This is a genomic window from Rhodococcus sp. T7 (assembly GCF_009872365.1).
Lineage (GTDB): Bacteria > Actinomycetota > Actinomycetes > Mycobacteriales > Mycobacteriaceae > Rhodococcus_F.
In genome coordinates, this window is sequence record NZ_WXYH01000333.1 from 48,271 (window position 1) to 69,149 (window position 20,879).

Genomic DNA, 20,879 nt, shown 5'->3' on the forward strand with positions numbered 1-20,879 from the left:
GGCGGGAAACGCCGAAAGGCCGACACCGAATCCTGAGATCCGGAGTCGGCCATCGGTGGGAAAATCAGGCAGAGACCAGGGAGCGATCGACCAGCGGCAGTTCGGGCCGGCGATCGGAGACACCGGCGGCGTCCGCGAGGTCGCCGGAGACCTTCCCGTCCCGGAAGAACTCGAGGAACACCGGGTTGAACAGGTCCGGACGGTCGGTCTGGCCCTGGTGCCCGCACTCGTCGGGGTAGAAGAACTGCACGTTGGGCAGGTGATCCTCCTGGACGTACCCCCACTCGACCGGCGTCAGGATGTCCTGTCGGCCGTAAAGGTAGAGCCCGGGAGTGGTCAGCCGGTCCAGACGCCCCTTCGTCACCAGACGGGCGGCGCGATTCTCGTCCGTCCAGTCCGTGATGCGGCGGTACTGCAACAGACTGGGCCAGAACTTCGCGTGTGCGTCCATCCGGTCCCTCGCAGAGAGGTAACGCATGTCGATCAGATCTTCACTGATCGCCTCGCCGCGATGGATGATCGCCTCCATCATCGTGCGCATTCCCTCGCGGGTGCCGTCGTAGGCCGTGAGACGGAACTCGCCCGCCGGGGGTGTCAGGTGCTCCGGGACCACGTCGCCGACATCTCCGGCGATGAGAACGAAGCTCTTGACCTTGTCCGGGTGGGCGACCGTGTAGTTGACCGTATTCATACAACCCATGGAGTTGCCCGCGAGGTGGAACTGGTCCAGACACAGTGCGGTGGCGAACTGGTCGATGAAATCGACGAAGGTTTCCATGCCGTCCGGCCAGTATTCCTCCCTCGTGTCCGACAGACCGAAGCCCGGCATGTCGGGGCAGTACACCCGGAAGCCGTTTTCCGCGAGGTAGGGTGCCAGGAAACGCCATCCCGCAAGCCCTGAGGAGCCCGGCAGGCCGCCGTGGAGCAGGACCACTGCGGGTCCCGAGGTGCCGGCAGTCATGTAGTGTGCGCGGGCGCCGTTCGCGAGGCGAACCCATCGGCTGGCCATGCCGGGAACGTCGACGAGGTTTTCATCAGTGAGTGCCATAATGGTCTTCCTTTGTCGGTGACGAGTGGTCGGTGACGAGCTCTCCGGATGGCAGTCCGAGGAACTCGAGTGCGTTGTCGCGGAGGATTCTCGGTACCGTCCCGGGCGGTAAATCAGCTGAGGCAGAGAGCAACTCCGCCAATCCGGCTTCGGGTTGGCCCGAGATGAACGGATGGTCGCTGCCGAGGAGGATCCTGTCCACACCGAAGCGGTGAACCAGTACCGGCAGATGCGCCGGGTCGAATACCAACGTGTCTGCGTAGAGCCGCGATACGAGGTGGTCCAACTCCTCGGGTAGGTGCGTACCGGCAATCTGTGCGCCGAGGCGCAGTCTCGGGTACGCCCAGGGGAAAGTGCCGCAGCCATGGACCAAGGCGATGCGGAGTCCTCGATGGCGGTCGAGAACTCCGCCGAAGACGAGAGCCGTCGCGGCAAGTGCGGTATCCGAGGTCATGCCCAGTCCGAAGTCGTAGGTGAATCCGGAACGGCGGACCGCGCCGCCACCACCGTCCACGGGATGAACCAGCACTGCGAGTCCGAGGCTGTCGGCAGCGTCGAAGAAGTACTCCAATGCCGGATCGTCCAATTCCATTCCATCGATTCGCGTGCCGATCTCGACGGCGCGCAATCCCAGATCGGCGGACAGGTGATGAAGTTCGGACAGGCACTCTCGCGGTGATCCGAGCGGAACGGTTCCCACCCCGACGAGCCTGCCCCCGCCGTCTTGTACTGCGCGGGCAACGGATTCGTTGATCCAGCGGCAGTACGAGGCGAACGGTGCTGCCGGCGCTCCGTATTCGAGTGTGACGGGAACGGGAGAAATTGCCTGAATCGCCACGCCCGCACGATCCATGTCTTCCAGGCGTGCCTGCACATCCCAGAGGGCACGCCGGACGGTGCGGAAATCCTCGGTTCCGCGGACCAGGCGTCCTGTCGCCGCCGAGTCGACAACCAGTCGAGGTGCGCGCGGAAACCCGGCCATGACGTCGGCGGGAGGAGCGTCACGCGGGAAATGGTGCGCATGCACGTCGATGGTGCCGGGTGGAACCACGAGGGCCTCCTTGTGCGTGCATCCGAAAATTCGTCTCCGTGCCCACTCGTCGGTTAGGCCGGACCTCCGGAACGCTAGGGGCCTCACTGCGCTCGCCGCCGTGGCTGTTCCAGGGGCTGGAACCGTCCGGTGAAACCCGTACCCTGAATACCGGGCGTGTTGTGACCGCCGTTACAGTGGGATTTCCGATGGGTCGGTGGAGCGGAGAGTGCGGAGGCCCGGATAATGCACATGGCGGATGACAAACACGACGTCGGTGGTGCGGAGGGCGCGCCTCCCTCCATTCTGGCGAAGGCGTTCGTGGTCATCGGAGCGTTCAACGAACGTGATCGGGTTCTGACCCTGACACAGATCAGCCGCAAAACAGGCTTACCGAAGTCGACGGTCCACAGATTGCTGCAGCGGTTGGGCGAGCTGGATGTGATCGAGGAGCACGGTGCGGGGTATCGCCTCGGCATCCGACTGCTGCAGCTGGTTTCCTCCATGCCGGTGGACGGTATGCGCGAGGTCGCGTTGCCACATCTGGCCCAGTTGCAGGCGTGGTCGAAGGAATCGGTGCACTTCGGCGTCCTCAGGGGCAACGAGGTCGTCGTGCTGCAGGCACTCTTCGCCGTAGACCACGAACGGCCCATCGGCGAGGTGGGAACACGAATCCCCGCACACCTGTCCGCGATGGGCCGGGCGATGATGGCATACCTCCCGGAGAACGAGCTCACCGAACTGCTTGCGGGTCCTCTCGTCGGACTGACGCCCAGGTCCGTGACGGATCCGGTGCAGATCCATGAGGAATTGAAGCGCGTGCGGGTGTCGGGGGCGGCGATCCAGAAGGACGGCGTGGTCCTCGGCCTGGGCAACATTGCCGCGCCCGTCCTCATCAAGGGCAGGCCGATGGGTGCGATCGCCGTTCAGTTCGACACGTCGAAGCAGGTAAGCGAGTCGATGATCAATGCCGTCAAACTGACCGCCCACCGCATCAGCCGCGATACCGCCCAGATGCTCTCCCAGGGCAGAGCAGATCTCTTTCCGTTCGACGACTGACTCCGTGTTCCGGACACTGGAACTTGCTGTGCGTCCGGCACCGGAGGGTCACACGATGGGGGAGCGATCCGCCCGGCGCATGTGACGGCGCCCGAGGCGTCACCTCAGAAAGGACGGCCCATGGGAGAGTTCCTCGCCTGCGGCATCACCCATTACCCGTTGTTGGCGGGAACCGACGAGCACATGGCGGGCCTCCTGCGATGGACGCTCACGGACCCGGGCATCCCCGCCGAGGAGAAGGACCCTGCCAACTGGCCGGACCGCATGCGTCGCGAGTGGTCGGATGACGGCGGCACGGCCGCCGCCGGTGCGCATCGTGCGGAACTGGTCGCGGATCTGGCGCGGGTCCGGCAGGCGATCGACGAGTTCGCTCCCGACGTGGTCGTGGTGTGGGGCGACGACCAGTACGAGAACTTCCGCGAGGAGGTGGTCCCACCGTTCTGCGTGCTCGCCTACGGCGATCTCGACGTGCCCGCCTTCGAGGTGATGAACGAGCGGGGTAGCCCGAATTTCTGGGGCAAACCGGATGACTTCGAGATCGTGATGCACGGTGACGCACTGGGGGCGAAACAACTCGCCGACGGCCTGATCGAGCGCGGATTCGACATGGCCTACTCGTACAAGAAGCGTGCCGGTGCACATTTCCCGCACGCCATCCTCAATACGCAGCTGTTCCTCGACTACGACAACGCCGGCGCGCAGATGTCCTATCCGTTCATCCCGATGACCGTCAATTGCTATGGGCAGCATGCCATCGCACGACAGGGCGGATTGGCGAGATTCGCCGACATCGAGTCGGAGGTACTCGACCCCTCAGGCCCGACACCGGCACGGTGTTTCCAAGTGGGTCGAGCGGTCGCGCAGCATTTCCGCGACCACGATCTCCGGGTGGCGTTCGTCGCCTCCTCGAGCTGGTCGCACGCATTCTTGGCGGACAAGTTGTGGCACATTCGTCCGGATACCGAGGCCGACATGCGCATCTACAAGGCGCTGCTCGAAGACGACTTCGCGCTGATGCGCAACTACACCAGCGCAGAAGTCGTCGACGCCGGCCAGCACGAGATCCTGAACTGGTTCTGCATGCTCGGTGCGGTCGAGGAACTCGGCCTGCACCGGGAGTGGTCGGATCTTGTCGTGACCGATGTTTTCAACTCCAACAAGGCATTTGCCGTGTACTCGTAGTGAGCTGTCCGAGCCGGCCAGCCAGTCGCCGGTGCTGTCGCCGATCTGCTGAACCCCGCGTCTGGGTTCGTCACAGGTCGCGTGATCAGAGTGAACGGCGGCAGCAGCATGCCTGAGAGATTCCCTGCCCCCCTACGCCTTCCGGCGGGGACAATTATCATTCCCACATCTTCGGATGCGAGCCCAGAAAGACGGTAAGCCATGACCGGCGTCTCCCGCGTCGACGACGCGTCCCGTGTCACCGAGAATCCCGATTCGGCCGACCGCCCCGCCCCTCGCGGGGCGACCGAGGTCTACCGTGCTGCCCGAGACCTGTTACTGAGTCTCGGTCGCGACTACCGCGCGGCAGTCGACGAATTCACCTGGCCGGACCTCGGGGAACGGTTCAACTGGGCCGTGGACTGGTTTGACGCAATCGCTCGGGGGAACACCGGGGTGGCGCTGTGGATCGTGGAGGAAGACGGATCCGAGGCGAAGTACACCTACGACGAACTTGCACGGCGCTCGGACCAGGTAGCCGCCCACCTCGCCGGGAACGGGGTCGCAAAGGGGGACCACGTCGTCCTCATGCTGAACAATCAAGTCGAGCTGTGGGAGGCGATGCTTGCGGTCATGAAGCTGGGTGCGGTCATTCTGCCCACGACGACCGCACTCGGCCCCGCCGATCTCGCCGACCGCATCGGTCGCGGTGGTGCGCGTCACGTTATCGCCAACGTCGCCGACGCCGCCAAGTTCGACGAGATACCGGGCGGCTACACGCGTTTCGCGGTCGGTGACGAAGTTGCCGTACCCACTGACTGGGTGAACTTCAGGGGAGCGTACGCGCTGGACGCGCCACCGGCAGCACATCCGGACACCGCCCCTCATGATCCGCAACTCCTGTATTTCACTTCCGGCACCACCAGTCGGCCGAAACTCGTCGAGCACACCCAAGTGTCCTATCCGCTCGGGCATCTCGCCACGTCGTTCTGGATCGCGGCGGCACCCGGTGACGTGCACTTGAACATTAGTTCGCCGGGCTGGGCAAAACACGCCTGGAGCTGCTTCTTCGCCCCGTGGATCGCCGAGGCCACGATCTTCGTCTACAACTACTCACGCTTCGATCCCGCCTCGCTGCTCGCACAGATTCGCCGGGCCGGGGTGACCACGTTCTGCGCTCCGCCGACGGTGTGGCGGATGCTGATCAAAGCGGACCTCTCCGGTGGCCCCGGGGAGCTCCGTGAGCTCCTCTCTGCGGGAGAACCGCTCAATCCTGAAGTGATGGAACAGGTCCGGCGGCAGTGGGGGTTGACGATCCGTGACGGATTCGGCCAGACGGAGCTACCGCTGGCCATCGGAAATGTACCCGAGATGCCGGTCAAGCCCGGCTCGATGGGCCTGCCGCTGCCCGGCGTGCCGATCGTGCTGGTCGACCCGGTGACCGGGGCGCGGGTCGACGGCGTCGGCGAGGGCGAAATCTGTGTCGATCTCGCACGGCGGCCGATGAGCTTGATGACCGGCTACCAGGACGATCCGGAACGCAACGCCGAGGCGATGGCGGGTGGCTACTACCACACCGGCGACGTCGCAAGCCGTGACGCGGACGGTTACATCTTCTACGTCGGGCGCACCGACGACGTGTTCAAGGCCAGCGACTACAAGATCTCACCGTTCGAACTCGAGAGTGTGTTGATCGAGCATCCGGCGGTCGCCGAGGCCGCGGTCGTGCCGGCACCCGACCGGCTCCGCCTGGCCGTCCCGAAGGCCTATGTCAGCCTCGCGCCAGGCCACGAGCCGACGCGCGAGACGGCGCTCGCCATCCTCCGGCATGCCCGCGAGAACCTCGCCCCGTACCAGCGCCTACGCCGCCTGGAGTTCGCCGAGCTGCCCAAGACGATCTCCGGCAAGATCCGGCGCGTGGACCTGCGCGGACGCGAGGAGTCAGGTACCGCCGGTGCAGAGGAGTGGCGCGACGACCAGTTCCCGGAACTGCGGGCCTGAGCTCGAGTTCCGCGGACGACACCGATGAAATGCTTCGCCGTTGTATTCGGCAGTTCCGAGACACACACCCGCGAGACCGCCGAACAGGCGAGATAGGAATTCTGATGACAACCACTGACATCGCCCAGGGCCGACGCGTGGCCGTGTCGGGCCTCACTGCAGCGCCGATCGACACGTTCTATCTCGAGGCCGGCAGCGGCGATCCCGTTGTGCTGCTGCACGGGTCCGGTCCCGGTGTTTCGGGCCTCGCGAACTGGCAGCACACAATTCCCGGGCTTGCCGAGCATTTCCGGATCATTGCACCGGACATTGTCGGCTACGGGGAGACGTCGCGTCCCGACGACGTCGTGTACTCGCTGAGTACGTGGAGCGACCATGTCTTGGGCCTGCTGGACGCGCTGGAACTCGACCGGGTTTCGCTGGTCGGCAATTCGCTGGGCGGACGGATCTCACTCGACATCGCCGACCGTCATCCGGATCGGGTCTCGCGCATGGTCCTGATGGGCTCGCCGGGCGTGGGCATGACCCTGACCGACGGACTGAAGGCACTGCGCGCCTACGAACCCTCACTCGACAACATGCGGGCGCTGCTGCTCGACTACTTTGCGGTCGATCCGTCCATAATCACGGACGAACTGGTCCGCATCCGCTACGCGGCGAGTGTGGAGACCTTCGACGCCTACCGCGCGATGTTCTTCGATCCCCGGCACAAAGGTAATGAGCTGAGCATCACCGAGGAGCAGACACGGTCGATCCGTACGCCCTCGTTGCTGATTCACGGCCGGGAGGACAAGGTAGTGCCGCCGGAGGTCTCCTGGACCATGCTGCACCTGCTACAGGACGCGGACCTGCACATTTTCGCTCGCTGCGGGCACTGGACGCAGATCGAACGAGCCGCAGAATTCAACGAGCTGGTCGCAAACTTCCTGCGTGCCGATAGCAGGCGGGGTTAGCGTGAACCTGAATCCGCCGACCGACTGATGTGTCCGTGCCGAGTTCCGCGGCGTCCTGTGAATCCACACCGAGCGGTTGCTGTCAGAGGTCCGCTGGAGCGAATCCGTTTTCGAGGCGAAGTTTGACGGCAGTGAGGAACCGTGCGGCGTCGGCTCCGTCGACGATGCGGTGATCGTAGGAGATCGAGAGGTAGGCCATCGACCGCACGTCGATGCGGAGTTCGCCGTCCTGTCGGGTCGGGATCAGTCGTTCGACGACGGCACCGACACCCAGGATCCCGGTCTGGGGTTGGTTGATGATCGGGGTGTCGAACAATGCACCCCGGCTGCCGGTGTTGGTGAGGGTGAAGGTGCCGCCGGACAGTTCGTCGGCGGTGATCGTGCCGGTGCGCACCTTGTCGGCCTTGTCCGCTATCGCCCGGGCAAGTTTCTCGATTCCGAGCTGCTGGGCATCGCGGATGACCGGTACCATCAATCCCTTTTCGCTGTCGACGGCCATGCCGAGGTGGCAGTGGTCGTAGTACGTCACCTCGGTGACATCGCTGTTGAGGGAGGCGTTGAGGACTCGGTGCTCAGCTAACGCGTCGACGGCCGCTTTGGCGAAGAACGGCAGGAACGAGAGCTTGATTCCGGTCCGCTGCAGGAAGTCGTCCTTGTGGGCGGCCCGCAGTCGCGCGATCGAGGTGACGTCGACCTCGAGGACCGTGGTCAGCTGTGCGGCGGTCTGTAGCGATTCGACCATCCGCTGGGCGATGGTGCGTCGAATCCGCGGAAGTTTTTCGGTTGTTGCGCCGCTCGTGGCCGGGGTCCCCGCGGTTTCGGCCGGTGCCGGATCCGCGGGTGGCGGGGGAGGGGCAGGGGCGTCGGCGACCGGTTCACCGGACGACGCGACGATGATCGCCAGGTCGGCGCCGATCGCGACGACGTCGTTCTCGTCGGCGAGGATGCGGTGGAGAATCCCGCCGACGGGGGACGGTATTTCGGTGTCGACCTTGTCCGTGGCGACCTCGAGGAGCGGTTCCTCGGCGGTGATGTGCTCGCCGGGTTGTTTGAGCCACCGGGTGATGGTGCCCTCGTCGACGCTCTCCCCGAGGGCAGGCATGCGCACCTTGGTGCCTTCGAGTTGTTCGGTTGTCATGGGTGGTCTGCTCCTGTGAAACGCGGGATGGTCAGGGGAGAAGGTCGAGTGCGGCGCGCACGATGCTGTCGGTGTCGATGCCGTGGTAGCGGTACACGTCGTCGAGGGAGCCGACCTGCCCGAACTTGCTGACCCCGAGGCAGGTGCTGCGGACCCGGTTGATGCCGGCGAGGAACGCCAGGGTGTGCGGGTGCCCGTCGAGGACGGTGACGATGGGGGTCGCGCGATCGGCCGGGAACAGTTGGTCGAGGATCCAGCTCTCACCGGACCCGCGGCCCTGCCGTGCCTGGACGGCCTCGAACAGCAACCCGGGGCTGGTGACGCAGACGACGTCGGCGGGGATGCCCTGTTCGGCGAGACGGTCGGCGGCGGCGAGGGCCTCGGTCATCATCGCCCCGATCGCGACGATCGTGACCACGGCGTTGTCCCGGCGCACCAGCGGATACCCGCCGGCCACCACCTGCCGGCGGCGGCGTTCGCGGGCCGCCGGGTCGGTGGGCACCGCGGCCAGGGTCTGATCCACGGGGCGGGTGGACAGCCGCAGGTACGCGGAGGTGCCGTCCGGGCGGCCGAGCCGGCCGATGCTGGCCAGCAGGGTCCACTCGGTGTCGATCGCGAAGGCCGGTTCGTAACTGATGCACCCAGGCTGTTCCAGTCCGATCGACGGGGTCTTGATCGACTGGTGCGCACCGCCTTCGGCGGCCAGGGTGACACCGGAGGGGGTGCCGACGAGGATCGACTGTCCACCGGCGTAGATGCCGTAGGACCACGGCTCGAGGGCCCGTTCGACGAACGGGTCGTACATCACCCCGATCGGGAACAGCGGTTGCCCCCACCGGCTCCAGGTGGCGCCGAGTTCACCCATCAGGCCGACCAGGTTGGTTTCGGCGATGCCGAGTTCCATGTGCTGCCCGGTGGGCCGCTCATTCCAGTGCATGATGGTTTCGCGGTCGTCGTCGAACCAGTTGCGGCGCTCGGCCGCGGACCACACGCCGACCTTGTTGACCCACCCGCCGAGGTTGGTGGTGGAGCTGACGTCGGGGCTGACGGTGACCACCCGTTTCGCGGCCTCGGGTGCTTCGCGGGTCAGGTCCAGCAGCACCCGGCCGAGCGCGGCCTGGGTGGTGGCGGTGCCCTTGGGGGTGCGGCCGATGTCGGTGGGGATCGTCAGCGCGGGCGCGTTCGGGACCGGGTCCCGGCGCAGCCGTACCGCGGTACTCGCGCACCGCCTCCCCGCCGCGGAGTCGGCCGGGAACCGGCCCCACGGATTCGCGGGGTCCATGCCCAGATCGGCAGCGAGCGAGGCATATTCGTCGACCGACAGCAGCGAGGAGTGGTTCTGCGGGTGTCCCTGGGTGGGCAGCCCGTATCCCTTGATGGTGTAGGCGATGATCACCGTGGGCCGGGTGTCGTCGATCTGCCGGTAGGCCGCGGTCAGCGCGGACAGGTCGTGACCGCCGAGGTTGCGGATGGCCGCGGTCAGGGTGGGGTCGTCGAGGCCGGCGATCAGGCCGCTGATCTCGGCGGAGCCGGGGCCGTCGCCGGGCAGCCGGGTGCGGACCTCGTCGGCGCTGCACCGCAGCAACCGCTGGTACTCCGGGTTGGGCATGTCCAGGATCCGGGTGCGCAGCGCCTGCCCACCGGGACGGGTGAACAACTCTTCGAGCAGCTTGCCGAATTTAACGGTGATCACCTGCCACCCGGCGGCGTCGAACATCTTCTCCAACCGGTTCGCAGCGATGTTCGGAATCACCCGGTCGAGGGACTGCCGGTTCAGGTCGACGATCCACACCACCTCGCCGAGGTCGGCGATACCGGGATCGAGGATCGCCTCCCACACCGCGCCCTCGTCGAGTTCGGCGTCGCCGACCAGGGAGTACTGGCGGCCGGTGCCCGCGCCGCCGGTGGTGGTCTGCACGTAGCGGCGAGCCATCGCGCCCCAGATCGGGGCGGTGGCACCGATGCCGACCGAGCCGGTGGAGTAGTCGACGGTGTCGGGGTCCTTGGAGCGGCTGGGGTAGGACTGCAGGCCGCCGAACTCCCGCAGCGTGGTCAGGTACTTCTCGTCGAGTTCACCGAGCAGGTAGTTGATGCCGTGCAGCACCGGGGAGGCGTGCGGCTTGACCGACACCCGGTCACCGGGTTGGAGTTGCTCGAACCACAGCGAGGTCATGATCGAGACCATCGACGCACAGGACGCCTGGTGACCGCCGACCTTCAGGCCGGTGGGGTTGGGCCGGATCCGGTTGGCGTGGTGGATCATCGACGTCGAAAGCCACAACACACGCTGCTGGATCGATTCGAGCGTCTCCAGATCGACCGAACCGCCGGGCTGGGTGGCCGGGGTTGCGGTCCCGTGATCGACGGACAGGGCGTTGTGCATCGGACTCTCTTTCCTCACAAGTGCGGAGCGCTGCGAACGGCAGCAGGAACGGCTTTCCACCGTCTTGCGGCGGGGCATTCCGCTCGACCGGCGATGGGTGAGTGCGGTCTGTGCGGCTTTGGAATGGCGACGATGATTGGATCTGGTCTGACGACCATCGACTGTCATAACAGTGGATCAGGGATTTACTGTCTGCGCAATAGGCGGTGTCGAAAATGAGCAGAATGCACATTGCGGTCCAATCGAGGCACGGTGGGATTGGCACAATGCCACGTACGCACAGAGCGATCGGATCGACGTCGAGTGCGAGACGGTCGACCACCAGTCCGCTCGACGGCTTGTGACATGCCGCCGAATGGTATGTCCGGCAGGCGCTCTCACGATGGTGTCGAGGACCGGGCGCGATTGTGCTGGAAGCGTTCCGCGTAGTCGATGTACCAGTCGAGGGTGCTGGTGTCGGCGACGGTGGCGAGGTTGATCGCGGTCTCGGGGGCGACGCCTTGAATCAGCTTCTTGATGGGAATCTCGAGTCGCTTGCCGGTGCGGGTGGTGGGAACTGCCGGTACGTCGATGATGTCGTCGGGAACGTGCCGGGGGGAGGTCTCCCGCCGGATGGTGGTGCGAATCTTCTCCGTGAGGGCGTCGTCGAGGTCGTACCCGTCGCGCAGCACCACGAACAGCGGCATGTGGTAGCCACCGTTCGGTAGTTCGGCGCCGATCACGAGGGCCTCGGCGATCTCGGGGAGCGCTTCGACGGCTTGGTAGATGTCGGCCGAACCCATCCGGACACCGCCGCGGTTGATCGTAGAGTCCGATCGGCCGTGGACCACGCAACCACCGTCCGCTTCCATGGTGATCCAGTCGCCGTGCCGCCACACTCCGGGATAGACCTCGAAATAGGCCTCCCGGTAGCGGCGTCCGTCCGGATCGTTCCAGAAGTAGATCGGCATCGACGGCATCGGTTCGGTGATCACCATCTCCCCGACTTCGCCGACCACCGCCGCACCGGCTTCGTTCCAGGCCTGGACGTCGACGCCGAGGTAGGGGCCTTGGAGTTCCCCCACCCGAACGGGGGAGAGCGGGTTCGCGCCGATGAAGCCGGTGGCGACGTCGGTGCCGCCGCTGTCCGATCCCAGATGCACGTCCGCGCTGACCGCGTCGTAGACCCATCGCCAGGTGGTGTCCGGCAGCGGGGAACCGGTCGACATGATCGACCGCAGCGTGGACAGGTCGAAGTCGGTGCCGGGCCGGGTGCCGGCCTTCTCGCACAGCGTCAGGTACGCCGCTCCGGTTCCGAATCTGGTGGCCCCGTGGCTGGCGCAGATGTCGAACTGGTGGTCGGGCCGACCGAAGGTGGGGCTGCCGTCGTAGGTGATCACGGTGGCGCCGACGGCCATGACGTCGACCAGCATGTTCCACACCACCCAGGCGGTGCTCGCGGCGATGAACACCCGATCTGCGGGACCGAGGTCGTAGTGCAGCGCGTTGGCCTTGAGCGCTTCGAGCAGAATCCCTCCGTGCGAGTGCACGATGCCCTTGGGGAGGCCGGTGGTGCCGGAGCTGTAGAGGATCCACAGCGGATGATCGAACGGTACTTGCTCGTATTCGGGTTGGGCATCCCCGACGACGAGGTCGGCGTAGTCGGCGACATCGTGCCGGTGCGCCCCGTCGAGGGGCAGGCCCAGGTTTGCGACGACGATGGCGTGTCGCACCGTCGGGAGTTGGTCCAACAGGGCGGTGAAGACGTCCCGCCGGTCGATACGTTTGCCGTTGAACTGGTAGCCGTCCACCCCGATCAGCACCGTCGGCTCGATTTGCGCGAACCGGTCGACCAGGCCCTTGACGCCGAAATCCGGTGCGCAGCAGGACCATACCGCGCCGACGCTGGCCGCGGCCAGCACCGCGACGACGGTGGGTGCGATGTTCGGCAACATTGCGGCGATGCGGTCGCCGGGCCGCACTCCGATCTCACGGAAGTAGGCGGCGAGGTTGGCTACCTGAGCGACCAGATCGGTGCGGGAGAGTTCGCCGGTAGTGCCGGTTTCGTCGACCGAGATGATCGCCGGACCGGTCTGATCCGTATGACGGAGCAGATTTTCGGCCCAGTTCAGCTCAGCGCCGGGGAACCATCGGGCACCGGGCATCCGCCGGTCGGGGAGCACCGTCTGCGCCGGCGTCGAGGCGATGACGTCGAAGTACTCCCAGATCGAGCGCCAGAACGTCTCGACATCACCGATCGACCAACGCCAGAGGGAGTCGAAGTCGGTGGTCTCGACATTCTTTTCAGCTGCGAGCCATCGTTGGTACCGGCTGATGTTCGAGGCCGAGACTCGCCCGGGCGGCGGCGTCCACAACACTTCATGTCCTGCCGCGGTCATTGTGTGCTTCCTTTCCGGTGCTCCCGGCACCACGGGCCGACTCCAATCGTGGACGGCCCGTGGTGCGGGTGTTCGTGCGGTGTGTCAGCGCGAGAGTACGGCGCCGAGTGCGCGGGTGAGTTCGTCCGCGGGGTCGCCTGCCGCTCCGGCGCTGCGCCAGGCCACGTGGTTGTCCGGACGGACCAGGATCGCCCCGGTGTCGTCGATCTCGCGGAGCTCGTTCCAGCGACCGGTGGGATCGGTGTAGTCGGAGCCGGCGCCGATCTGCGCGACCTTGATCTGGACCCCGAACTTGTCCTTGGCCAGCCGGGCGGCGTCGGACCACGCGTCACCGTCCGCCGCAGTGATCAACACGAAGTGAGTGTTGTTCCCGGCGAGATCGTGAGTGGAGAGCTGCCGGCCGTCGTGTTCGAGCCAGGCATGGGGCAGGCGGTGCCCGGGACGGGTGGTGGGGTAGTAGATGTTTCCCATCGGGTCGCGTGGCGGTGCCTCGGTGCCGTCCGGAACGAGTGCTCCGTCCCGGTAGGAGAAGCCGATTTCGAGGTCGTGGGCCTGGAATTCGGTGCGCTGAGTGCTGATCACCTCGGACGCACGGGCGCGGCGGGTTTCGCCCATCGGGGTGTCGGAGAAGTAGTCCCGGAACACCTGGATCTGCGCTTCGAGGGGCTGGCCGGGGATCAGGCCGAGTCCGGCGTCGATGACCATGTGGTTGAGGAAGGTGAACATGGCCCAGTCGACGTTGCGCATGCCGACGAGACGGCGTTCGGGCTCGTAGGTGTCGAGCAGAGCGGGGGCGGCATCGCCGTTGATTACCGCGGCCAGCTTCCAGACCAGGTTGTGGGCGTCCTGGAGGGCGGTGTTCAGACCGAGTCCGGTGGTCGGTGGGTGCCGGTGGGCGGCATCGCCGGCGAGGAAGACGCGGCCGACCTGGTACTTGTCGGCGAGCACGCCCTCGAGGATCCAGTGGCTGACCTTGTGCACCTGAAGTTCGAGATCGGGCAGTTTGAGCAGCTCCCGCAGCCGCGGAACGATCGCCTCTTCGTCGAAGCGAGCGGGGTCGTCCGGCCGGAAGGTGAAGTGCAGGACGAATTCTTCCGAGTGCTTGCCCCACGTGGGCCCCATGGCCGCCATGGCGCCGCTGCTCCACGATCCGGCGCCCTCGGGGTTGAGCAGCCAGGTGATCAGGACGTCGTCCTCCCAGTACTGCGACAGGTCGGCGGTGAAGTGAGTGCTGACCATGTCGAGGATCCCGGTCGGGCCCTCCATCGTCACCCCGAGTTCGGGTCCGACGGTCTTGCCGCCGTCGGCGGCGACCATGTACTGGGCGTGGACGGTGTAGGTCTCCTGCGTGTCGCGGTCGAGGATGATGGCGCGGATGCCGCTCTCGTCCTGCTCGAAGGAGACGAGTTCGCGACCGAAGTGGATCGAGTCCGGTGCCCTCTTCTCCGCATGTTCGCGCAGCAGCGGCTCGAGCCGGATCTGCGGGTAGTTGCTGGACGGACACGGGCTGTCGACCGCGTATTCGCTCTCGAGTCGTCCGCCGCCGAACGATTCGAGGGTGTACAGGGTGCGCCCGTCCAGTTCGCCGTCACCGCCGAGGGAGGTCACCCACCGGGTCTTGCCCATGTTCTTCGGCGGCGTGCCCACCGCGTAGATCGAGTCCGCGACCCCGACCTGACGCAGCACTTCCATGCTGCGCTGATTGAGGTAGTGGGCCTTGGGCAGATGCGAGGTGGTGCTGTGCCGTTCGACGAGGTGATGGTCGATGCCGTGCTCGGACAGCAGGATCGAGGTGGTCAATCCACACCCGCCTCCACCGACGACGAGTACGGGGACGGTGATGTCAGACATGGTCGGTGCTCCTGGAAATAGCGGTGAGGGGGTGTGGACGGTTCGTGGCGGCGAAGCGGTGCCGCATCTCGCCGATGGTGTCGGCGCGGCTGACGAGTTCGTCGTCGACGCCGATGAGTCGTTTCGGGTCGCGGGTGAAACCGATGCCCGAGGGGGTTCCGGTGAAGATGAGGTCGCCGGGGCGCAGCGGCACGATCGACGACAGGTAGGACACCAGGACCGGGATCGGGAAGATCAGATGCCGGGTCCGGGATTTCTGCATCAGCTCGCCCGAGAGGATCGTGCTGATCTCGATGTCGTCGGGGTCGTCGAACTCGTCAGGGGTGACCAGCACCGGCCCGATCGGTGCGAATCCGGCGAAGGACTTGCCGAGGTTGAACTGCTGGGGCGGGGGGCCGGACAGTTGCAGGTCCCGTTCGGACAGATCCTGGCCGAGGGTCAGGCCGGCAACATGGTCCCAGCCCGCGGAGGTGGGGACATTTCTTGCTTCCTTGCCGATGACCGCCACGAGTTCGACTTCGAAATCCACCGACCCCCCGGGGTGTTCGATGGTGTCGTAAGGTCCGGTGACGGAGGCGGGGAACTTGGTGAACACGAACGGGGCGTCGGGCAGTGTCAGCCCGGATTCCTCGACGTGGTCGGCGTAGTTCACGCCGACGGCGAAGATCTGTCCGGGACGAGGTACCGGAGCGCCGAGCTCCGACTCGTCCACCGCAGCCCCGTCGGTGAAGTCCACCGTCCGTGCCCAGGTGGTGAACTCGTCCCAGCGGGCGTAGATCTGTTGAGGGTCTGCCGAGAACTGTCGCCCACTGGCTGTCTCGACGTCGACGGCGACTCCGTCGGCTACGACGTGGAGTCGTCCGGATTGGTTTGCCACACGCATGAAAGATGTCCTTCGGTGAGGGAGGGAGAAAGTGCCGCTGCAATAGGCCCGCGCGTGGGCAGGCTCAGCTGGTCAGCGCTGCCATCGGGTCGGGAAGATCGGGGCTGGTCTGCAGGGCCCAGGAGTGGGTGGTGATCTCCGAGACCGGGGTGCCCTGCGTCAGTGCCTCCCGCATTTTCTCCGGGACGAACGAGACACCGACCGGGTTGTTGCCGTACTCCGGTCCGTTCATGTAAGCCGTCGCCTCGTCGGGGGTGGTGAAGTTGTCGATCTGGAGCTCGACGAAGTTTCCGTCCGGGTCCTGGTAGTACAGCGACGTCGTCACCCCGTGCTGGATCGGCACCTTCGGTTCGATCCCCTTCTCCTTCAGCGAGTCGTACCGATCGAGAAGGTCCCCGAGGGTGTCGAAGGTGTAGGCGGTGTGATGCATGCCCGCCGCGCCGGGGTTGCGCGGTTCGAGCTGTACGGGGGCACCCAGCAGCGCGACGCGGTGGTGTTCCTCGTCGAACGTGATGAAGCACAGGCCGTGTCCCTCATACACCACGTGCGCTTCCAGCACGGTGCAGTACCAGTCGCGCATCTCCTCGAACCGGCTCGTCTGCAATACGACGTGCGCGAACTTGGGAGTGGCGGTCATCGTTGACTCCTTCGATTCTCGCGGTCGGCGACCGCGCGGGATATGTGAAATCCGATTACCGGATGTCCGTTCGACGGCTGCGTGTGTCACCTGACACGCCTGCTATACCTGATAACGAGTTGCCGTCTCCGGTCGCGGACCCGTGTGGTCCTCGTCACGTAGTTGTCTCACAATTTCACGAGATTTCGTCGGGGATAGCCACTGGCTGCGAAACAGGAACCTCGACAAAAATTGGTTTACAGCCCAAAGCGGGAGGTGGCTGGTTGTACCGTAAGACCGGATCGGAAGGAGGTCAGGTGCCGCACTGGACTCGTGAACTCTCGGGAATGCGCCCCCGGCAATCGGAGCGCGAGTGGCTCAGTCCGGACGCCGAGCGCATTCGTGCCGTCCTCGGTGACGGCGCTGTGACCTGGGCCGTCGAAGTCGGTCAGGACATCGCTGCCAAGATCTTGTTGAAAGTTCCCGCAGCAGGGGACGGTGCGCCACTCATGGACGAGATCAGGCGGGCGACCACGGCGACCGTGTTTCGGGCCCTGACACTGGTCACCGGTCTCGGCGAGCCGGATACTCCATTGGCCAGTGCGGAGGTCGAGGAGATCGCCGCCGACTTCGCCCGCCGAGGCATGAAACTCGACGATCTGCTCCGGACCATCCGCGTCGGCTACGCCGTTCTGGCTGCCGCGCTGCTCGACGCGGCGACCCGCTTGATCCCACCGAACGAAAGCAGCGCTGAACTGCGCCGCATCTCACTGCTGCTCTTCGAGGTGCTCGACGATTTCACCGGCGTAGCCGCCTCGGCCTTCCTCGAGGAGCAGAGCGCCTGGGCGGCGGGGGTATCCGCGGCGCGGCTCGATCTCGTCACCAAGATCATCGCCGCGGATCCCGTCGACCCGGTCCACGCCGAACGAGTACTCGGCTACCCAGTTGCCGGCCAGCATGTAGCCCTGATCGCCTGGAGCGGCCCACATTCGAGCCACGACCTGCGGGCCGTCGTAGACCCGGTACTTCGTCAGTGGGGAACGCCGACGGCCTCACTGGTGGTACCCGTCGGGCTGCAGGCGATCTGGGCGTGGGGTGCCGTCACTCCGGATCCGACGCACGCCCCGACGACCGCCCTGCCCACCTTCGGTGACACCTTCGTCGTCGCCGGCCAGCTCGGGTCCGGGATCGACGGATTCCGCAGAAGCCACCTCGAGGCCCTGGCAGTCGAGCGGCTGGTGCGGCTGCGCGTGGGCGGTCCGCCGACCACCACCGCGCATGAGCACATCGCCCTCGAAGTGCTGCTGCTCGCCGATCCGGAGGCTGCGGTGCGGTTCGCGTCCCGCCTGCTCGGACCGCTTGCCGACGACGACCCACGCATGGCGGATCTGCGGTCGACCTTGAGTCTCTATCTCGACATGGACCACAGCCTCGCCAAAGTAGCTTCCGTGGAGCATATTTCGAGAAACACGGTGACCTATCGGGTGCAGAAAGCCATGAGTCTGTGCAAACCCTCCGGTGAATCGACCACCGAGCTGCGTGCGGCGCTCCGCATTTACGAGTGGCTCCGAGACGCCCCCATCGCTCAGTGGTAGCGCTCGCAGGTTGACGGGGCGAACCCACCACCCAACTGGTGTAGAAACCAAAAGTCGGCGACAACGCTGGGCTCTGCAGTAGTGCGGATTGGGTACCTGATGCGGTCTACTTGTGGTGTAGGACACAGCGGGCCGTGAAAGCCCGAAGGTCAGCGTCCCCCGTCCCGTCGGTTCTCCATGGGTCGTTGCGCGTAGAGCCGCAGTCGACAGAAGGAAGATTTACCATGCCTACCTCCTCGAGTTCTGTCCAGGAAACGTTCAAAGACGTGATGGCACACGTGGCCACTCCGGTCGCCGTCGTGACCTCCATGGACGGCGGCCTGCCCTTCGGCACTACCGTCAGCGCCTTCACCTCGCTGTCGATGACACCCCCGATGGTCCTGGTCTCCCTGGACCGCGGATCGGAGACACTCGAACTGATCACGGCATCGAAGAAGTTCGGATTGAACGTGTTGGGTCGCGACCAGCAAGTCATTGCACTCAAGTTCGCGAAGAAGGGCGGAATCGGCAAATTCCAGGGCGTGCGGTGGGACGTCGAGCACGACCTTCCCCGAATCGCCGGCGCCGCCGGCTGGATCGCCTGCCACGTCGAGCAGCTCGTCGAGGGCGGAGACCATGTGGTCGTGCTCGGCAACGTCGTTGCCGCAGAGAACAATTACAGCGAACCTCTCACCTATCACCGCCGCGTCTTCGGCACGCACTCGGCACTCGAACCCGCATAGCACTGCCAGCGATCGATTACGCCGCGACCAAAATCATTCGGCAGCAGCACCGAATTATCTGCAAAGGATGGCACGCCATGACGACCTCGTTCGCGCCTCGCGCCGCATACCATCGGGCATGGTCGACAATCGCAGCCGGTAGCCGCGCCCTCGCCGCCGGCGAGCTGATCATTCTCAGCCATCACCGCCGCGTCGTGCTCGTCGGGTGCGCCGGCGCCGCGACCACCGAGCAGATGGCCTTCCTGATCCGCCACACCACCGGGTTTTTGCAGGTGGCGCTGCACGAAGAGATTTGTGACCGTCTGGTACTGCCTGAGGCGACCCCGACGGTTCGGGTCACCTCCACGCCCGGGCATGGCCAGTGTGTCACCGTTGACGCCGCCGTCGGCGTCACCACAGGGATCTCCGGCGCCGACCGGGCGCGCACGGCCCGCATCCTCGCCGACCCGACCACCGACCCCGGCGACCTCACCCGGCCCGGGCACCTGGTCCCGGTGCGTGTGACACCCACAGAGTTTCGTACGCGTCTGACCACCGCGTCAGTCGCGCTCGCGCTCACCGACGCTGCAGCGACCCAATACTCGGGAGCGGTATTCGCCGAACTCGACGGCATCGCCGACCCGATCAGTGTCGGCGATGGACATGATGCGGAGATCCTCGCCGACCGGTACGGACTGACACTCGTCGCCGGTCCGGATCCGAAGGACAACGTTCGCTGACACTCCGGCCGGGCCGCGCGCTTCGGGCACAGCCGAATTCACCAGCATCCACACACATCCGGCGCGGTCCCCGCGTGCCCTGAGCTGTCCTTCACAGCGCGCACCACAAGAAACGAACACCCACACCGGAGGAAACAATGGATACCACCCGCACCGAACTCATGGACCGGGTCCACGACCTGGTACCGGCCTTCGCCGAACGCGCCCAAAAAACCGAGGAAAACCGTGCTCCCCTCGACGAGACGATCACCGACCTCATCGACTCGGGAATCCTGGCCACGCTGACCCCCAAGGCGTACGGCGGGCTCGAACTCGGACTCGACGTCGCGGCCGAGATCGTCCGCACCATCAGCGCGGCCTGCCCGTCGACCGGATGGGTCACCTCCTTCTACATCGGAGCGGCCTGGCGAGTGAACATCTTCACCGAACGGGCGCAACGAGAGGTGTTCGCCGACAAGCCCTACACTCTGACCGCCGGTACCGCGGCCCCGCTCGGGCAGGTGCAGAAGGTCGACGGCGGCTACCGCATTTCCGGGCAGACGGCATGGAACTCCGGCTCGGTGCACGCTGAATGGTTCACCTTCGCCGGCGTCGTGTTCGAGGAGGGCAGCGCCCCTACTCCGTTGTGGTTCCTCGTGCCCCGCGAGGACGTCAAGATCCTCGACACCTGGTACATCGCCGGCATGTCCGGGACCGGCAGCAATGACGTCAGCGTCGACGACGTCTTCGTTCCGGACTACCGCACCGGTCCGTTCGCCCTCGCCCTCGCCGGCGCCGCTCCCGGGCAGCTGGTTCACTCCAATCCCATGTACCACCTGCCCTTCCTGCCGTTCGCGATGGCCGAGGTCACCCCGGTCGTCGTCGGTGCTCTGCGCGGTGCGACGGATGCGTTCGTCCAGCGCACCCGGGACCGGCAGGGAACCATCAGCCAGGAGAAGGCCTCCGGCAAACAGGCCGCCCAGATGCGGCTCGGCCGGGCGCTGGCCGCCGCGGACGCCGCCGAAACGCTCCTCGACGCCTTCTTCGAACGCCTCACCGCACAGCGACCCGAGCAGTCCGACCCCCGCGATCGTGCCGAGATGAAGCTCAAGGCAGCCTATCTGGCAGATCTGGCCCGTAACGCCCTCAACGACATGGTGCGCGGAATCGGCGGCGACGGCTACCGGAACTCGGCACCGATTCAGCGATTCTTCCGTGACCTGTCCGTGCTGTCGGTGCACGCCTTCCTCGACATCGACACGGCCTCGGAAACGATCGGCCGGTTCACCCTCGACCTCCCCGTGTCCGATCCGCTCCTCTGACGAGCTGTTTACCCCAAGCGTTTCCGGGGAATTTCCGTCAC

At 65.8% G+C, this 20,879-nt stretch carries 16 protein-coding genes; 8 read left to right on the forward strand and 8 right to left on the reverse strand.

Annotation, left to right across the window (positions count from 1 at the left end):
- Positions 1 to 64 precede the first annotated feature (64 nt).
- Positions 65 to 1,048 carry an alpha/beta fold hydrolase gene (locus MLGJGCBP_RS29565; protein ID WP_160100028.1) on the reverse strand — a complete coding sequence of 328 codons (984 nt, stop codon included), beginning with the start codon at positions 1,046 to 1,048 and terminating at the stop codon, positions 65 to 67.
- Entirely contained in the window at positions 1,035 to 2,099 is a 1,065-nt protein-coding gene (locus tag MLGJGCBP_RS29570) for an amidohydrolase family protein (RefSeq protein WP_160100030.1), read from the reverse strand. Before MLGJGCBP_RS29570 ends, MLGJGCBP_RS29565 begins: the two co-directional genes overlap by 14 nt.
- A gap of 231 nt (positions 2,100 to 2,330) precedes the next feature.
- Here MLGJGCBP_RS29570 and MLGJGCBP_RS29575 point away from each other — a divergent pair, with 231 nt between their 5' ends.
- The 4 genes from MLGJGCBP_RS29575 (at position 2,331) to MLGJGCBP_RS29590 (ending at position 7,252) form a co-directional block, all read left to right on the forward strand.
- The gene (locus MLGJGCBP_RS29575; protein WP_236581436.1) at positions 2,331 to 3,137 is read left to right on the forward strand and encodes an IclR family transcriptional regulator; all 807 of its coding nucleotides are present in this window, start codon (positions 2,331 to 2,333) and stop codon (positions 3,135 to 3,137) included.
- Between the two features lie 120 nt (positions 3,138 to 3,257).
- Entirely contained in the window at positions 3,258 to 4,319 is a 1,062-nt protein-coding gene (locus MLGJGCBP_RS29580; RefSeq protein ID WP_160100032.1) for an extradiol ring-cleavage dioxygenase, read from the forward strand.
- Positions 4,320 to 4,520: 201 nt separating this feature from the next.
- Positions 4,521 to 6,299 (forward strand): AMP-binding protein, encoded by a 1,779-nt coding sequence (locus MLGJGCBP_RS29585; protein ID WP_160100034.1) that lies wholly within the window; start codon positions 4,521 to 4,523, stop codon positions 6,297 to 6,299.
- A gap of 104 nt (positions 6,300 to 6,403) precedes the next feature.
- Entirely contained in the window at positions 6,404 to 7,252 is an 849-nt protein-coding gene (locus tag MLGJGCBP_RS29590; RefSeq protein ID WP_160100036.1) for an alpha/beta fold hydrolase, read from the forward strand.
- 82 nt (positions 7,253 to 7,334) lie between these two features.
- On the opposite strand, the gene MLGJGCBP_RS29595 is transcribed toward MLGJGCBP_RS29590, so the two are convergent.
- The 6 genes from MLGJGCBP_RS29595 to MLGJGCBP_RS29620 form a co-directional block, all read right to left on the reverse strand.
- On the reverse strand, positions 7,335 to 8,390 hold the full coding sequence (locus MLGJGCBP_RS29595; protein WP_160100038.1) for a 2-oxo acid dehydrogenase subunit E2: 1,056 nt from the start codon (positions 8,388 to 8,390) through the stop codon (positions 7,335 to 7,337).
- Positions 8,391 to 8,421: 31 nt separating this feature from the next.
- On the reverse strand, positions 8,422 to 10,773 hold the full coding sequence (locus MLGJGCBP_RS29600) for a transketolase-like TK C-terminal-containing protein (RefSeq protein WP_160100040.1): 2,352 nt from the start codon (positions 10,771 to 10,773) through the stop codon (positions 8,422 to 8,424).
- A 377-nt stretch (positions 10,774 to 11,150) separates the two neighbouring features.
- On the reverse strand, positions 11,151 to 13,151 hold the full coding sequence (locus MLGJGCBP_RS29605) for an acetoacetate--CoA ligase (RefSeq protein WP_160100042.1): 2,001 nt from the start codon (positions 13,149 to 13,151) through the stop codon (positions 11,151 to 11,153).
- 84 nt (positions 13,152 to 13,235) lie between these two features.
- The gene (locus MLGJGCBP_RS29610) at positions 13,236 to 15,002 is read right to left on the reverse strand and encodes an FAD-dependent oxidoreductase (RefSeq protein WP_160100044.1); all 1,767 of its coding nucleotides are present in this window, start codon (positions 15,000 to 15,002) and stop codon (positions 13,236 to 13,238) included.
- Positions 14,995 to 15,885, reverse strand: a complete 891-nt coding sequence (locus MLGJGCBP_RS29615; protein WP_087560511.1) for a fumarylacetoacetate hydrolase family protein — start codon at positions 15,883 to 15,885, stop codon at positions 14,995 to 14,997. Before MLGJGCBP_RS29615 ends, MLGJGCBP_RS29610 begins: the two co-directional genes overlap by 8 nt.
- 64 nt (positions 15,886 to 15,949) lie before the next feature.
- The gene (locus MLGJGCBP_RS29620; RefSeq protein ID WP_160100046.1) at positions 15,950 to 16,522 is read right to left on the reverse strand and encodes a VOC family protein; all 573 of its coding nucleotides are present in this window, start codon (positions 16,520 to 16,522) and stop codon (positions 15,950 to 15,952) included.
- Between the two features lie 296 nt (positions 16,523 to 16,818).
- Here MLGJGCBP_RS29620 and MLGJGCBP_RS29625 point away from each other — a divergent pair, with 296 nt between their 5' ends.
- The 4 genes from MLGJGCBP_RS29625 (at position 16,819) to MLGJGCBP_RS29640 (ending at position 20,838) form a co-directional block, all read left to right on the forward strand.
- Positions 16,819 to 18,096 carry a PucR family transcriptional regulator gene (locus tag MLGJGCBP_RS29625; RefSeq protein ID WP_160100048.1) on the forward strand — a complete coding sequence of 426 codons (1,278 nt, stop codon included), beginning with the start codon at positions 16,819 to 16,821 and terminating at the stop codon, positions 18,094 to 18,096.
- 224 nt (positions 18,097 to 18,320) lie between these two features.
- Positions 18,321 to 18,818 (forward strand): flavin reductase family protein, encoded by a 498-nt coding sequence (locus MLGJGCBP_RS29630; RefSeq protein ID WP_087560508.1) that lies wholly within the window; start codon positions 18,321 to 18,323, stop codon positions 18,816 to 18,818.
- A gap of 77 nt (positions 18,819 to 18,895) precedes the next feature.
- On the forward strand, positions 18,896 to 19,537 hold the full coding sequence (locus tag MLGJGCBP_RS29635) for a 3,4-dihydroxy-2-butanone-4-phosphate synthase (protein WP_160100050.1): 642 nt from the start codon (positions 18,896 to 18,898) through the stop codon (positions 19,535 to 19,537).
- A gap of 137 nt (positions 19,538 to 19,674) precedes the next feature.
- Positions 19,675 to 20,838: an acyl-CoA dehydrogenase family protein gene (locus MLGJGCBP_RS29640; protein WP_087560506.1), complete on the forward strand. Its 1,164-nt coding sequence runs from the start codon at positions 19,675 to 19,677 to the stop codon at positions 20,836 to 20,838.
- Positions 20,839 to 20,879 lie beyond the last annotated feature (41 nt).